Below are 15,610 nucleotides of genomic sequence, written 5' to 3' on the forward strand. Positions count from 1 at the left end.
TTAGAGAATGAAGGCTGCAAGTAGCGTCACGCCGAGCAACGCGGTCGATAGAACAAACAATTCACGCACTCTTTCACACTTACCAGTAAAAATTTCATCGTGGTGATGATGATATTCTTTACTTTTAATGTAGTGATACAACCTCACCTGCTTGGTGACATTTCCATGAGTGGTAAAAAAACCATTACCATCAACTTGCTGATATAACAGCGGATGCGCTTCACGCATGATATAAATTAGAGAACGAAGAGCGGTGAGATACCGGACCATATTAACTCCAGTTACCACCATTAGCGCAAATAAGATTGTGTCTCCACTGATCATCTTTTCCTCCCTACATCTTCAACAATGCTCAAGAGAAAAAGACGATCAACACTTCGTCTTTACCCGCTACTTACAACGTCCCAAAACGCGTTTACGCAGCTGGAGCATCCATGATTGAAGATGAACCTTCTTTCGCCATTTGTGCTAGATCTTTGTCAATGAAGAACAACGCTTTACCGTCTTCACCTACCAGTTCGATCTTATCTAAAATCCCTTTAAACAACTTCTCTTCTTCGTGCTGTTCTGACACGTACCACTGTAGGAAGTTAAACGTTGAGTAGTCTTGGCTAGTAAATGCAACGTGCGCCAGTTTGTTGATTTTTTCCGTGATCATTTGCTCATGTTCAAATGTCTCGCGGAAAACGTCACCTAGGCTCGCAAAGTCATGCTTTGGCGCATCAATAGCGCCTAAGATTGGCATTGAGCCAGTTTCACTCACGTAAGTGAATAGGCGTTGCATGTGCTCCATTTCTTCTACGGCGTGAGCGCGTAAAAATTCAGCCGCACCTTCAAAACCTTTGTCTTCACACCAAGCACTCATTTGTAAGTATAGATTGGATGAGAAAAATTCTAGGTTAATTTGCTCATTCAATTGTTCGACCATAGTTTGAGACAGCATGTTAACTCCTATTATTGTGCATGCAATATACCCAAGTAACCTCGAAATAAATGACGCTGCGAGAATAGCTTGGTCTGGCAGACACGGCGAAGTTTCACTTCAACTCTAGTCAGTAACACTACGCTTATTTCAGCATATCAAAGTCACTTGGGTATAACGCCACTATAACATGATTACTGAGACAAGACTTTGTACCTACGGCACCGATATGAGATCACTTCAGCAAATTTTTTTTGGGGTTGGTGCTAATCTAAAACTATGACCTTACAAGGAGATAGCAATATGAGTTACAAACACATACTTGTGGCAGTCGACCTTTCAGACGACAGTAAAGTGTTGATTAAGAAAGCCGTATCACTGGCTAAACCTCTGGATGCGAAAGTCTCTTTTATTCACATCGACGTGAACTACGCAGAACTCTACACCGGGCTTATCGATATCAATATGGCAGAAGCGCAACATCAAGCAATGGAAGCATCGCGCACACAATTGGCAAACTTCGCTGAATATGCGCAATACCCAATTGCCCATACTTTAGTCGGTAGTGGCGATTTGAGTAATGAGCTGTGCGATACCATTCAAGATTACAGTATTGATTTGGTGGTTTGTGGTCATCACCAAGATTTCTGGAGCAAGATTCTATCTTCGACTCGACAGCTGATTAACTGCTCACCAGTCGATATGCTGGTCGTACCGCTAAAAGACTGATTGGCGCAGCGATAAAACTTGGTTAGACTGCGGGCACATTTGTTGTTGATAAAGATTCTCATCCATGGCTTATCTATCCGCAGTTACCCTACTTTGGGCATTCTCATTTAGCCTGATCGGCGTTTACCTCGCCGGTCAGGTTGATTCTTGGTTCTCGGTGTTCATGCGCGTGGCACTGGCGAGCCTGGTTTTCATTCCCTTTTTGAAATTCCGTGGCGTTAGCAAACCCCTGATCGCGAAACTGATGACCGTCGGTGGCTTCCAGCTCGGCTTGATGTATTGCTTCTACTACCAATCTTTTTTGCTCCTTTCCGTGCCAGAAGTATTGCTGTTCACCGTATTCACACCCATTTACGTCACGCTAATCTATGACTTCTTGAAAGGTCGCTTTTCACCTTGGTACTTAGTTACCGCTGCAATAGCCGTATTTGGTGCCGCCTGGATTAAATTTGCAGGCATTAATGAAGATTTCCTACTGGGCTTTTTGGTCGTACAAGGAGCAAACCTCTGCTTTGCCATCGGTCAGGTGGGCTACAAATATATCATGGAGAGTGAACCCGTCGATTTGCCACAACACACCGTGTTTGGCTACTTCTACTTAGGTGCATTTTGTGTAGCAACCGTGGCTTTCGCGCTCATGGGTAACCTCGACAAACTACCTACCACTGCAACACAATGGGGCATTCTGACATACCTTGGGTTGATTGCTTCTGGTTTTGGTTACTTTGCTTGGAACAAAGGCGCGACTATGGTGAACGCAGGTGCACTGGCAGTAATGAACAATGCATTGGTTCCGGCGGGCTTGATTGTAAACATTGTGATTTGGAACCGCGATGTTGATGTCATGCGACTCGCCATTGGCGGTGCGATCATCATGCTATCCCTATGGATTAACGAAACCTGGGTGAAAAAGCGCGTAGAGATGAGCTACGCCAATAAGTAACGCAGCTAATCCTATAAACATTTCGACAATAAAAAACGCTCTCCGACTGGAGAGCGTTTTTTTATTTGATTAATGCACTTTGGCTTGTGAGATTGCGTTCATCAAAGCATTAGGTGGCGTTGGCAGCAACACTTCTAGTTTCGCATTACGCGCTTCCAGTTTACGCTGACGCTTAAGTAACTTTTGTTGTTTTTTCGCCACTTTTAGCAACTTCTTTTGCTGCTTATAGTGCTTTTTCAGTGCTTTTTTCGCTTTCTTGAGCGATTTTTTATCCGCTAAATCAAACCATACTGGTGCGTCGGCTCTTACTGGCTCCAGAGATTTTTCGGCTTGTTTTTTCTCTTTCACACGCTCAACAACACGCTTCACAATCGCGGCTTTTTCGTTGCTTTGTTTAGTGGTCACTGGAATCGCTTGTGATGGCAGAGCTTCAACCAATAAGCCACATGCTTGTTGCTCACTCAATGGCTTGTCTTGGCATTTTTGTGGAGGAATTGCGGCTGGCTTACAAAGGGTATCTTTGGCCGATGAAGAGCGTGCGCAAGAACGACAAACGAATTTTGGTGCGACAACTAAACGATGGATATCACCAAGTTCTGCCGCGATCTGTTTGCGACTCATTTTACATAAACGTTTAGCCATTCTACTACTCCAGCTTCCCAGTTATCGACCGCATCACAACAAGTGAAATAATAATAATTCTTAGTTAGATATACAGTCAGGGAAGGGAATTAGCAAGAGAAAACTATCAATAGAGACGAGGAAAGAGAGGATGAGTCACAGCACGATACACCGTACTGTGACAAGAAAAGTTGAGCCGTCAGGAAGTTATGCCATCGATGCTTTAACGTAGACATCGAAGCGATTTTTTTTCGTTTCAATCGCCATGGTCGGTTTTTTCTCGTTCAGCCAGTTAGCATAGTCTGGGCGTTTAACTACTACACGCTTTGTGGCTAACGCCATGGCTGGTTCTAGTAGGCCATCGGCGTCCAAATCAGCGCCAACCAACGATTGGAAAACACGCATTTCTTTTTTCACGAGCGCCGACTTCTTTTTATTTTCTGGGTGCGGATACATCGGGTCAAGATACACCACATCTGGCTGGACAAAGTCTTTATCTTGCGCCAATTGTTCCAGCGCATCATGGCTAGAAGCATGGATTAGCGACATGCGCTCAGATACCCAGGTGCCGATTTCTGGGTCTTGTTTCGCTCGATCCAAGCCATCATCTAACAAAGCCGCTACGACTGGATGACGCTCGACCATCTGCACTTTACAACCTAGCGAGGCGAGCACAAACGCATCACGACCAAGACCTGCCGTGCCGTCTAACACGGTTGGCGTTGCCCCTTTGTTCAACCCCGCAGCTTTCGCAATTGCCTGGCCTTTACCACCACCGAACTTGCGACGATGACCGACCGCACCACCAATCAAATCCACAAAGATTGCACCCAGCTTTGGCTCATCCACTTTACGTAGCTCCAAACGCTCGGTGGTTAGCACCAAAGCAAAATCGCTATCGTCAGTGTGTGAAAGCTGCCAACGCGCAGCGAGTTCATCAAGATGAGATTGTTGAGACGGGTTTTCACAGATCAATTGCAGTTGCAAAAGGAGGCTCCAATAAAAATCGAGGTAACTGGCGCTGAGTGTATACCTAAGTTACCTATTAATGCTAGGTTGAGCTTGCTACGCAGAGGTTATACAGCCGTCAGTTGCTCCACTAGCTCAGAAAGCGGCTTAGGATGGCCAATACCGTAGCCTTGGCCGTAGTCCACACCGAGGTCTATCAAATGCTGCATAACCTGGTCATTTTCGACAAACTCCGCCACCGTCACTTTGCCGAGCTGTTTCGCCAAGTCATTGATTGAACGAACCATCACGCGGTCCATTTCATTTATGTTGATATCTTGCACGAAAAGACCATCAATTTTCACGATATCGACAGGAAGTTTCTTTAAGTAACCAAATGAAGACAATCCAGATCCGAAATCATCCAATGCAATCATGCAACCCAAAGACTTTAGCTTGGTAAACAGCTCAATGGCTTGATCCAGATTGCTCATCGCCGCTGTCTCGGTGATTTCTAAGCAGATTTTTTCACACGGCAGAGTCGAACTTTCCAATCGCTCCAATAAGAAGTCAATAAACTCTTGATTCCCCATAGATTGACCTGAAAGGTTTACCGAACAGCGACCAAGCTGTTCAATCACCTCAGGACGCTGTTCAAACCACTCTAGCGTTTGAGTAATAACCTGCTTATCAATCCAATGGGCAATGTTGTAGCGCTCGGAAGCAGGGATAAACAGCGCAGGAGAAACATAATCACCGTACCCATTGCGAATACGCACCAAAATCTCAAAATACATTTGAGTCTCGTGCTTTTGTAAGCTTTTTATCGGTTGAGCAAACAGTTCTAAACGTTGATTCGACAATGCCTCATGCACCAAATTGACGCTCTGCATTTCCATCTGACGACGCTGCAACTCTTCGTTATCTAAGCTGAATAGATTATAGCGGTTACGGCCTTGCTCTTTAGCGGCGTGACAAGCAGAGCCTGCTTGAGCGTGCACCATTTGTGGCGTATCAGCGGTATGATCGATGATACGGATACCAATTGAGCAACTGATGAACAGGCGTGTGTCTTCCCAAATAAAGAGGTGTTCGCTTAGTGTCGAGATGATCAGTTTGGCAATATTGATGGCGCCATATTCGTCACAGTCTTTGAGTAAAACCGCAAACTCATCGCCTCCCATTCGAGCCAAGATGGAATTGTACGGCAGAACGCCTTCCAGCATACTTGCGCAGAATTGAATCGCCGCATCACCTGCATCATGCCCAACCGTATCATTGAGGACTTTTAGTTGATCTAAGTCGAGGTACAACATTGCGTGGACTCGACGATGGCTGTCCACTTCGCACAGTGCGGTCTTAAGCTCTAGTTCAAAATGGTTTCTGTTATAAGTCCCCGTCAGTAAGTCATAGCGAGCTTGGTATTCCAATTTCTCGGAAAGCAGTTTGGTTTCGGTAATATCTTCGCCCACAATCAGCAGTTGCTCAGATTCACTCAGCGGACGAATATTCTCGCGCACCCAAACACGATGACCATTTGCATGACGATACTCGACTTCACGTCGCCAAACACCATGCACTTGCTGGTTGGGTTGCAATAACACTTGGCGAGGGAACAGCACTTTGTCATCAAAATAGAACTCCCTCAGGCGATGTCCGAGCATGTCCATCGGTTTGTAGCCAAGAAGTAGTTGAGCAAATCGATTCACTTCTTGAATTCGGTTATTACTATCAAGCGTCACCATCATCACGGGCTGCTGCTCATAATAGTTGCGTAGGGTTGACTCACGTTGGTAGAGCTTGTCCTCCATCAATTTACGACTGGTAATATCGCGCGCTTCAAACAAGTATTGCTTATGATTCCCTACTTGCTGAGAAAAAGGCTTGAGCGAAACTTCTAACACCAATGCGCCGTGTTCTTTACTCCAAATTTCAGCTTCAAACGTCGACACTTGATGGTGAGGCGCGTGGAAATACTCCTCAAGCAACGCTTGTGCTTTTTCACTCCAGTTGGGGTGAAACCAAAGTGGTCGGTCTAAACGCAGTCCTTGGTGATAAAGTAAGGATTGAAGGTGATCGTTGCCCGATTTAAGCACACCGTTGGCATCCAAAATGCCCATATACTGCATGCTCTGATCGAAAATCGATTCTAGAATAGCCTGGCTTTCTCGCGCAGCGCTCTCACTTCGACGCATCCGCTGTAAATAATAACCCATCAGCAAAATGACCACCGACATCACCACAAACAGGCTACCAAACAGGCGAATTTCCTTGGCAAAACGTTCAGAAAGCTTCATTGGCTTATTAAAAAATACCGCAGAAACCTCTTGTTCAGCCCCCAATCCCCAACGCGCTACCGCTTGGTAATCGAGCTTTATTTCAGAATCACTTTTTTTCACCGCAGGCAGAGGCTGATCAGGGTTATCCAAAACGAATTCAAGCATCTCTGCGCTCTCAATACCATGCCGATAACCACTTTGAATAACCCCTCCAACTGCGCCATGACCCAAACCAATGTCATGCACCATAAACAGCGGCGCGTTTGAGACTTTGTTGACACCAACCCAGTCACGCTCGCTGCCAACCATACCTTGTTTATCTCGGTAATAGGTCCAGAACAAGACGACTTTATCGGAACTCAGTTTTGCGACTTGTTGTTTTAGATCGATGATGCTGTCTGGGACAAGTTGTACGATTTTGTCTCTATATTGCGGGAACTTGAGGACAAAATTGTCGATTTGATAACGCAACACCTCACCGGTCACCGAGTGGTCACTGACGATGAGAACTTGTGTGTAGTTCGGATGTAAGCGCTCAATAAGAGCGAGATTCGCTTCCAAATCGACATCTTCCATGACTCCGGTTGCATTCAGAGAACGATGTAAAGAAGGATGGTAGTTATTAATGCCGTTAAATATAACTGGGGTGTCTTTGATGACTGGGGCTAAACGCTGCATGAGTTCAAGTGCATTGTTATCGCTCACTAAAATGGCATCGAATCGCTCTTTGCGTAATTTCGTAAGATACAAGGATTTTAGTTGCGCAAAAAACTGCTCACTCTGGTTACGTTTCGAGTCTAGATAGAGCACACGCATGTCCAGCGCTCGATCGCCCAGCTGTTGCTCGATGCCTCGCTGTATGGAGTCCGTCCAGAAAAAACCCTGATGATAGGAGTGCACGACCAACACCTTCGGATCTGAGGCCGTAGCAAACGCGCTCCAACATAGCGCGGCAATAACCAGAAAACGCTGCACATTATCTCCATAGCTCGGAGTTAACCCGCAGTTACTCCTGCCAAACCTTGTGAATCCTATCCGCTATGAGTATAAAAGGGAGGTAAAACTCTATCCCTAACGGAAATCATAGTATGAATGCGAGCCTGCCGAAACTCGACGACCTTGACCGCGCAATATTAAAAACACTGATGGCTGACGCCAGAACGCCCTACGCAGAAATGGCAAAGCAGTTCGATGTCAGCCCTGCCACTATCCATGTGCGTATCGAGAAGATGAAGTCGGCTGACATCATCGAGGGAACGGAGGTGATCATCAATACCAAAAAGCTTGGCTACGATGTGTGCTGCTTTATTGGTATTAACCTCAATGCAGCTCGTGATTACCACTCCGCGTTAGAAAAACTCAACGCGCTCGACGAAGTCGTTGAAGCTTACTACACCACGGGCGCGTATAACATATTCGTCAAATTGATGTGCAAATCGATTGAAGAGCTGCAATTTGTACTGATCGACAAGCTGCAAGCCATTGATGAGGTTCAGTCCACAGAGACATTGATATCGTTGCAGAACCCGATCAACCGAAACGTAAATCCGTAAAATTTTTTATAAAAACTGTACAAAAAAGGCCAACCGAACGGTTGGCCTTGATGTTTTTTGCTCAATTTACGCCGCAATACCCGAATGGCGCAACAGTGCATCGATTTGTGGCTCGCGGCCACGGAAGCGCTTAAACAGCTCCATTGGCTCTTCACTGCCCCCCATTTCTAGGATGTTGTTCAGGAAGCTTAGACCCGTCTCTTTGTTGAAGATGCCTTCTTCTTCAAAGCGAGAATACGCGTCTGACGACAGCACTTCAGCCCACAGGTAGCTGTAGTAACCCGCACTGTAGCCACCGGCAAAAATATGGCCGAAGCTGTGTGAAAAACGCGCCCACTCAACCGCAGGAACTACCGCGACTTTCTCTTTCACTTTCGCCAGAGTTTCCAGTACACGCGCACCCACTTCTGGGTCATATTCGGTGTGAAGCGTGAAATCGAACAAGCCGAATTCTAGCTGACGCAAAATACCCATCGCAGATTGGAAGTTTTTCGCTGCGAGCATTTTGTCTAGCATCGCTTTCGGTAGCGGCTCACCTGTCTCATAGTGACCAGAAATGAACGCCAGCGCATCCTCTTCCCAACACCAGTTTTCTAGGAACTGACTTGGTAGCTCAACCGCATCCCAAGGCACGCCATTAATACCTGAAACAGCACCTGTATCAACTTGCGTCAACATGTGGTGGATTCCATGACCAAACTCATGGAATAGCGTCACGACTTCATCGTGCGTGAACAGTGCTGGTTTGTCGCCTACAGGACGGTTGAAGTTACACGTTAGATACGCAACCGGCGTTTGCAGCTCGCCAGATAGCGTAACGCGACGACCACGACAATCATCCATCCACGCGCCGCCACGTTTGTGTTCACGAGCGTAGAGATCTAGGTAGAAGCTGCCACGGAGTGTGCCTTCAGCATCAAAGATATCGAAAAAGCGCACGGACTCATGCCAAGTGTCTACGCCTTCGCGCTCAGTAACGGTCATGCCAAACACGCGGTTTAGCACTTCAAACAGACCGCTCACGACTTTTGACTCTGGGAAGTATGGGCGCAGTTCTTCATCCGAAATTTGGAACAGGTGCTGCTTTTGTTTCTCGCTGTAGTAAGCGATATCCCAAACGTTCAGCTCTTCAACACCAAACTCACTTTTCGCAAACTGACGTAACTCTTCGACTTCACGTTCACCTTGCGGTTTCGCTCGTGTCGCTAGGTCATTCAGGAAGCCCAGCACTTGATCCGGCGTTTCAGCCATCTTTGTTGCTAACGACTTTTCACTATAAGTATTGAAACCTAGCATACGTGAAATTTCATGGCGCAGTTTTAGCTGCTCAGTAATGATTTCTGAGTTATCCCATTTGCCTGCGTTTGGACCTCGATCAGAAGCGCGCGTCACGTACGCTTCGTACACTTCTTTACGCAACTCTTGGTTATCGCAGTACGTCATGACAGGTAGGTAAGATGGGATATCTAGCGTAATGAGGTAACCATCTAACTCTTTTGCTTCTGCGGCAGCTTTCGCTGCTGCCAGCGCCGATTCTGGCATACCTGCTAGGTCTTTCTCGTCTGTGATGTGCTTGGTCCAACCCATGGTGGCATCCAGCACATTGTTAGAGAATTTAGAGCTCAGCTCAGACATACGTTTGCTGATCTCGCCGTAACGGTGCTGCTCATCGGATGGCAAACCAATGCCTGATAACTCGAAATCACGCAGTGCATCAGTGATGGTTTTCTGCTGGGCACGAGTTAACGTTGCAAATTCTTCGCTCGCTTTGATGGTTTTGTACGCTTCGTACAACCCTTTGTGCTGACCAACCCAAGTGCCGTACTCTGACAAAATTGGTAGGCAACTTTCGTAAGCTTCACGTAGCTCTTCGCTGTTCACTACCGAGTTCATGTGACCCACTGGCGACCAGATGCGGCTTAAGCGATCATCCGCTTCTTCAATTGGCGCAATCACACTGTCCCAAGTTGGGTGAGCGTTGTCTTGTAGAACTTCATCGATTTTTGCTCGGCAGTCAGCAATCGCTTCCTCAACGGCAGGCTTGATGTGTTCTGGTTTAATTTGAGAAAACGGAGGTAGGTCCGTAAACGTCAGAAGAGGATTAGACATGAATAATTCCTTTTGTGTTTTGACTCTGTGATTGCCTGTCTATTTTGTGTAGATAGGCCAACTCAATGTACAGACGAGCCAGCAACATGGATTGGGGGAGCTCCGTTCCCTTTCTCTATGCCGCGATGACCATCTTATAGTCAACCAGCGCTACTCTGTCCTTGAGTCTTGTTATACCTAAATGAAATTTCACACCCTTTTGAGTGCGAGAAACTCACCTAGTTCAATTCGATTACCAATAGTAAGTGTGGGTGACTTAAAGAAATTTCAATAGCGTCCCCTTATCAGAGGAACAGATTTGATTGGAAGTTCTACATCTTTAAGTTACTTGAGTATAATACCGCCATAGAGTGAAAATCACAGACCACACTCAGCCAAAGAGTGTTTCGAGAGTTTAATTTGTTAAGTTACCGCCACAGCTTCCACGCTGGCAACCATGCCGACGTGGTCAAACACATCGTTCAAAGCCTCATTCTTGATGCGCTGAAACAAAAAGATAAGCCATTCGTTTATCACGATACCCACTCGGGTGTGGGCCGTTACGATCTGACTCACGAATGGTCTGAAAAAACGGGCGAATACAAACAAGGCATCGCACGCATTTGGGATAACCCAAGCATTCCTGAAGACATCAAAAGCTACATCGATGCCATTAAAGTGCTCAACAACAGCGAGAAGCTGCGTTACTACCCAGGCTCACCACGTGTAGCGCGCGCGCAAATCCGCCCACAAGATCGCATGGTGCTGACCGAGTTGCACCCAGCCGATCACCCATTGTTAGAGCAAGAATTCCATCGTGATCGCCAAGTGAGCATCTTCAAAGAGGACGGATTCCAACGCCTCAAAGCAAGCTTACCGCCACAAGAACGTCGTGGTTTGGTGCTGATTGACCCACCATACGAACTCGCGAAAGAGTACCGTGATGTGGTGCGAGCGATTCATCAGAGCCATAAACGTTGGGCAACCGGCATCTACGCGATTTGGTACCCAGTGGTAAACCGTCACGACATCGAAGATATGATCGAAGGCTTGGAAGCACTGGGCATTCGTAAAATTCTGCAAATCGAGTTAGGTGTTGCACCAGATACCAACGAGCGCGGCATGACGGCATCCGGCATGATTGTGATTAACCCGCCATGGAAACTGGAAAGCCAGATGAAAGAGATTCTGCCATTCCTGCAAGACGCGATCGCACCAGCAACTGGCCACTGGAAAGTGGACTGGATTGTGCCAGAGTAAGCACTTCAGTACTGATATCTTCAAGCGCAACGATATTCTCGTTGCGCTTTTTTATGCTCTCACCTTCTCCCTCCAATCGTGCTTATTCTTCCTTTTGTGCCTCTCATCGCTATTTGTCATAAGTATTGTCGCTTTTTCCCATTTAGGAATTAGTCGAATTCGATTTATGATAGTGGGATAACGGTGGCATTGAGTTCGGGCAAGGTCATCCCAATCTATCTATGTACCAGATAAAATTTATAAGCTCTTGGAGAAAGTAATGGCGACTCATTTTGACTATATCTGTATCGGTGGCGGCAGTGGCGGCATCGCATCTGCAAACCGTGCGGCGATGTACGGCGCGAAAGTTGCGCTAATCGAAGCTCAAGACCTTGGCGGTACCTGTGTCAACGTAGGTTGTGTACCGAAAAAAGTGATGTGGCATGGCGCGCAAATCGCAGAAGCAATGAACCTGTACGCAGAAGATTACGGTTTTGATGTCGACGTGAAAGGTTTCGACTGGAGCAAACTGGTTGAGAGCCGTCAGGCATACATCGGTCGTATTCACCAATCTTACGATCGCGTTCTTGGCAACAACAAAGTAAACGTGATTAAAGGCTTTGCTAAGTTTGTTGACGAAAAAACTGTCGAAGTAAACGGTGAACACTACACAGCAGATCACATCCTGATCGCGGTTGGTGGTCGTCCTACTATTCCAAACATTCCAGGCGCTGAATACGGCATCGATTCAAACGGCTTCTTCGACCTAGCAGAGCAACCAAAACGCGTTGCGGTTGTTGGCGCAGGCTACATCGCAGTTGAAATTGCTGGCGTACTGCACGCGCTAGGTACAGAAACGCACCTGTTCGTACGTAAAGAGTCACCACTGCGTAGCTTCGATCCAATGATCATCGATACGTTGGTTGAAGTGATGGACGCAGAAGGTCCAAAACTGCACACCCACTCTGTACCAAAAGAAGTGGTAAAAGAAGCCGATGGCAGCCTAACTCTGCACCTAGAAAACGGTGAAAGCCAAAACGTTGACCAACTGATTTGGGCAATCGGTCGTCACCCAGCGACAGACGCAATCAACCTAGCGTCAACTGGTGTTGCAACGAACGAAAAAGGTTACATTAAGGTAGACGAATACCAAGAAACCAACGTGAAAGGCATCTACTGTGTGGGTGACATCATGGAAGGCGGTATCGAGCTAACACCAGTAGCAGTGAAAGCGGGTCGTCAACTTTCTGAGCGTTTGTTCAACAACAAACCAAACGCGAAGATGGACTACGATTTGGTACCAACTGTGGTATTTAGCCACCCACCAATCGGCACTATCGGTCTTACAACGCAAGAAGCGGAAGAGAAGTACGGCAAAGACAACATCAAAGTCTACACATCTGGCTTCACGGCGATGTACACCGCCGTTACTAAGCACCGTCAACCATGTAAGATGAAGCTTGTATGTGCGGGTGAAGAAGAAACGGTTGTTGGTCTACACGGCATCGGTTTCACGGTAGATGAAATGATCCAAGGCTTCGGCGTAGCAATGAAGATGGGCGCAACCAAAGCAGACTTCGACTCTGTTGTGGCTATCCACCCGACGGGCTCAGAAGAGTTCGTAACGATGCGTTAATTGCGCGCTAATCGCATTGCTGATTTCAGCGAATCATTTGAAAAGGCCATCTTAGGATGACCTTTTTTTGTTTGCCCATGCTTAACTCGCATTCTCCAATAACGTGCGAATAAACTCGGCTTTGATAGCACTCTCCTGCTTACCGTCATGAATCAGGCATAAGTCTGCACGCAGTGATTCTTTCAGCTTGATAAAACGAATCCCATGCCAATGATGCTGAGAAAACGTCGACGGCACCAACGTCACGGTATTGCTGTTTGCTACATACGCCATCAAGGTGCTTGGCTCCACCACTTGTTTGCCAATATGGGGTGAAAAGCCTTCTTGCAGACAGGCATTGATGATGAAGTTTGCCGAGGCTGAATTCGCCAAACTCATAAACGCAAACTCACACGTCTTTAAATCTTGGAGCCGCAGCAAAGATTTGCTGGCTAACTCATGTTGCTCCGACACCGCCACCACAAACACATCTTTGCCCAAAGATACCGACTGATACGGATAAATGTTGAGTGCATCGGCAAAACGCACAATGCCCACATCAATTTTCTTCTCGCTCAGATGCTTCTTTTGCGTCTCTGGGTTGAGGTCAAAAATGTCGGCGTGATAAGTGTCATGCTCAGCATGGAAACGCTGTAACAGACGATCAAATCCGCCCCAAAATGCGCTACTTACCACACCAACTCGCAAAATGTTTCTCTGGTTCAAGCCCACTTGCTGCACTTGATTGAGCGAGACATCCAAGGTCTGAAAAATCAGTTGGCATTTGGACTCCAACAATCGCCCGGCCTCCGTCAGCATGACGTTTCTTGAATCACGCTCAAACAGTTTGACGTTAAGCTCTTCTTCCAACTCTTTGATGCGATTGCTCAACGGCGAATTGGTGATATTGAGGTTCTCGGCCGCCTTAGTGAAATGCTTGGTTTGTGCGACCTCGTAAAAGTAACGCAGCATCTTCAGCGTCACGCGCTCAAATGGTTCTGACTTCATGCATTGAGTCCTAGTGAATTTCATCATCCTCTTTTTAAGGATGATAGTAGCGAATAAAGCAAAGATAACCAGCGCAGAAAGTCACACAATGGAATCAACACACAACCAGAAGGTGACTAACATGAATCACGATCCAGTAATCGGCGCGCTACAAACCATTCGCGAACGCAAACCAAACTTCCAACCTAAAGCGGCGTTTATTTTAGGCTCAGGCTTAGGCGTATTGGCAGACGAGCTACAAGACAAAGTGGTCATTCCATACGAAGAGCTCGAAGGCTTTCCGGTTAGCACCGTGCAAGGCCACTCTGGTGAGTTGGTACTTGGCACCATGGGCGGCGTAGACGTAGTGTGCATGAAAGGTCGCGGTCACTACTACGAACACGGCTCAATGAAGGTCATGACAACACCCGTACGAACCTTTAAAAAGCTGGGCTGTGAGTTTCTGCTCGTCACCAACGCGGCAGGCTCACTTCGCCCTGAGCGTATTGATGTCGGCTCTCTGGTGGTATTTCATGACCACATCAACACCATGCCTGAATCGCCAATGATCGGTCCGAATGATGAAGAGTACGGCCCGAGGTTCTTCAGCCTCGCCAATGCGTACGACAAAGACCTGCGCGCAGAAGCGTTTGAAGTCGGCAAAGCCAATGGTATTCACCTGAATGAAGGCGTGTTTGTCTCTTACACAGGCCCCAACTTTGAGACCGCAGCCGAAATCCGCATGATGCAAATCATCGGTGGTGATGTGGTGGGTATGTCGGTCGTGCCAGAAGTGATTTCTGCGGCGCATTGCGGCTTACCCGTATTGGCAGTATGTGCGATCACCAACATGGCAGAAGGCTTGGGAGATGTAGAATTGTCTCACGCCCAAACATTGAAGTGCGCGAAGCTAGCCGAAGCAGATTTCATTCGCTTTATTAAGCGCTTTATGAAGCATCACTTCTAAAGCCGTTTCATTCCAAAAAGCAAAAGGGTCATCAAGTAACTTGATGACCCTTTTTCGTATCACGTTTTCTAACGTTCGGGGGTATTTCGGAGCCGTTTGTGCGTTTTACTTAACTGCGCGCACCAATTCAGCAATGCCTTCCCAATCGCCGTTGTCCATCATTGCGGTTGGCACCATCCAAGTACCGCCACAAGCCACAACCGATTTCAGCGCTAGGTAATCTTCCACGTTGGATGGGCTTACGCCACCTGTCGGCATGAATTCCACAGGGTAAACCGCCGTCAGTGCTTTCAGCATGTTTACGCCGCCTGATGGCTCAGCAGGGAAGAACTTCAACGTACGCAGACCCATTTCCATCGCTTGCTCAACCAAGCTTGGGTTGTTTACACCCGGTACGATAGTCACACCACGTTGCTGACAGTATTTCACTGTGGTTGGGTTGAAGCCTGGGCTAACGATAAAGTCCACGCCCGCTTCGATCGCGATATCCACTTGTTCTGTGGTCAGAACGGTGCCCGCGCCAATCAACAATTCTGGGTACGCTTCACGCATGATGCGAATCGACTCCGCCGCCGCTTCGGTGCGGAATGTCACTTCCGCACATGGTAAACCGTTTTCTACCAACACTTTTGCCAGTGGCAGAGCGTGTGCTACGTCGTTGATTGCGATAACTGGGACGATTTTGATATCTCTTAATCGTTGTTCAAGTGTTGTCATGG

Annotated in this window: 14 protein-coding genes; 6 read left to right on the forward strand and 8 right to left on the reverse strand. The window is 47.1% G+C overall.

Annotation, left to right across the window (positions count from 1 at the left end; all coding sequences use genetic code 11):
• The gene (gene uspB, locus R7E38_RS19965; protein ID WP_005379169.1) at positions 1-324 is read right to left on the reverse strand and encodes a universal stress protein UspB; all 324 of its coding nucleotides are present in this window, start codon (positions 322-324) and stop codon (positions 1-3) included.
• A gap of 91 nt (positions 325-415) precedes the next feature.
• A complete protein-coding gene (ftnA, locus tag R7E38_RS19970) occupies positions 416-943 on the reverse strand; it encodes a non-heme ferritin (RefSeq protein ID WP_005379167.1) in 528 nt (175 codons plus the stop codon).
• A gap of 282 nt (positions 944-1,225) precedes the next feature.
• On the opposite strand from ftnA, the gene uspA reads away from it, so the two are divergent.
• On the forward strand, positions 1,226-1,651 hold the full coding sequence (uspA, locus tag R7E38_RS19975; RefSeq protein ID WP_005379165.1) for a universal stress protein UspA: 426 nt from the start codon (positions 1,226-1,228) through the stop codon (positions 1,649-1,651).
• 64 nt (positions 1,652-1,715) lie between these two features.
• On the forward strand, positions 1,716-2,594 hold the full coding sequence (locus tag R7E38_RS19980) for a DMT family transporter (RefSeq protein WP_238852440.1): 879 nt from the start codon (positions 1,716-1,718) through the stop codon (positions 2,592-2,594).
• Positions 2,595-2,663: 69 nt separating this feature from the next.
• On the opposite strand, the gene R7E38_RS19985 is transcribed toward R7E38_RS19980, so the two are convergent.
• The 3 genes from R7E38_RS19985 to R7E38_RS19995 form a co-directional block, all read right to left on the reverse strand.
• Complete coding sequence (locus tag R7E38_RS19985; RefSeq protein ID WP_213880019.1) at positions 2,664-3,236, reverse strand: hypothetical protein; 573 nt, start codon at positions 3,234-3,236, stop codon at positions 2,664-2,666.
• Positions 3,237-3,422: 186 nt separating this feature from the next.
• Entirely contained in the window at positions 3,423-4,202 is a 780-nt protein-coding gene (locus tag R7E38_RS19990; RefSeq protein ID WP_005379162.1) for a class I SAM-dependent methyltransferase, read from the reverse strand.
• Positions 4,203-4,291: 89 nt separating this feature from the next.
• Complete coding sequence (locus tag R7E38_RS19995) at positions 4,292-7,417, reverse strand: EAL domain-containing protein (RefSeq protein WP_318082043.1); 3,126 nt, start codon at positions 7,415-7,417, stop codon at positions 4,292-4,294.
• Positions 7,418-7,530: 113 nt separating this feature from the next.
• Between R7E38_RS19995 and asnC the strand changes: the two genes are divergently transcribed.
• Positions 7,531-7,995: a transcriptional regulator AsnC gene (asnC, locus tag R7E38_RS20000; protein ID WP_005389595.1), complete on the forward strand. Its 465-nt coding sequence runs from the start codon at positions 7,531-7,533 to the stop codon at positions 7,993-7,995.
• A 66-nt stretch (positions 7,996-8,061) separates the two neighbouring features.
• On the opposite strand, the gene prlC is transcribed toward asnC, so the two are convergent.
• On the reverse strand, positions 8,062-10,104 hold the full coding sequence (gene prlC / locus R7E38_RS20005; RefSeq protein WP_213893889.1) for an oligopeptidase A: 2,043 nt from the start codon (positions 10,102-10,104) through the stop codon (positions 8,062-8,064).
• Positions 10,105-10,503: 399 nt separating this feature from the next.
• Here prlC and R7E38_RS20010 point away from each other — a divergent pair, with 399 nt between their 5' ends.
• Entirely contained in the window at positions 10,504-11,343 is an 840-nt protein-coding gene (locus tag R7E38_RS20010) for a 23S rRNA (adenine(2030)-N(6))-methyltransferase RlmJ (protein ID WP_238852438.1), read from the forward strand.
• Positions 11,344-11,602: 259 nt separating this feature from the next.
• Positions 11,603-12,958 (forward strand): glutathione-disulfide reductase, encoded by a 1,356-nt coding sequence (gene gorA / locus R7E38_RS20015; protein WP_005379157.1) that lies wholly within the window; start codon positions 11,603-11,605, stop codon positions 12,956-12,958.
• 81 nt (positions 12,959-13,039) lie between these two features.
• On the opposite strand, the gene R7E38_RS20020 is transcribed toward gorA, so the two are convergent.
• Positions 13,040-13,945: a LysR family transcriptional regulator gene (locus tag R7E38_RS20020; RefSeq protein ID WP_031815800.1), complete on the reverse strand. Its 906-nt coding sequence runs from the start codon at positions 13,943-13,945 to the stop codon at positions 13,040-13,042.
• A gap of 121 nt (positions 13,946-14,066) precedes the next feature.
• Between R7E38_RS20020 and xapA the strand changes: the two genes are divergently transcribed.
• Entirely contained in the window at positions 14,067-14,891 is an 825-nt protein-coding gene (gene xapA, locus R7E38_RS20025; protein WP_005379149.1) for a xanthosine phosphorylase, read from the forward strand.
• A 105-nt stretch (positions 14,892-14,996) separates the two neighbouring features.
• Here xapA and R7E38_RS20030 read toward each other — a convergent pair whose 3' ends face one another.
• A complete protein-coding gene (locus tag R7E38_RS20030) occupies positions 14,997-15,608 on the reverse strand; it encodes a bifunctional 4-hydroxy-2-oxoglutarate aldolase/2-dehydro-3-deoxy-phosphogluconate aldolase (RefSeq protein WP_025624148.1) in 612 nt (203 codons plus the stop codon).
• Positions 15,609-15,610 lie beyond the last annotated feature (2 nt).

Origin of the sequence: Vibrio sp. Vb2131 (assembly GCF_033338535.1) — a bacterium.
Lineage (GTDB): Bacteria > Pseudomonadota > Gammaproteobacteria > Enterobacterales > Vibrionaceae > Vibrio > Vibrio alginolyticus.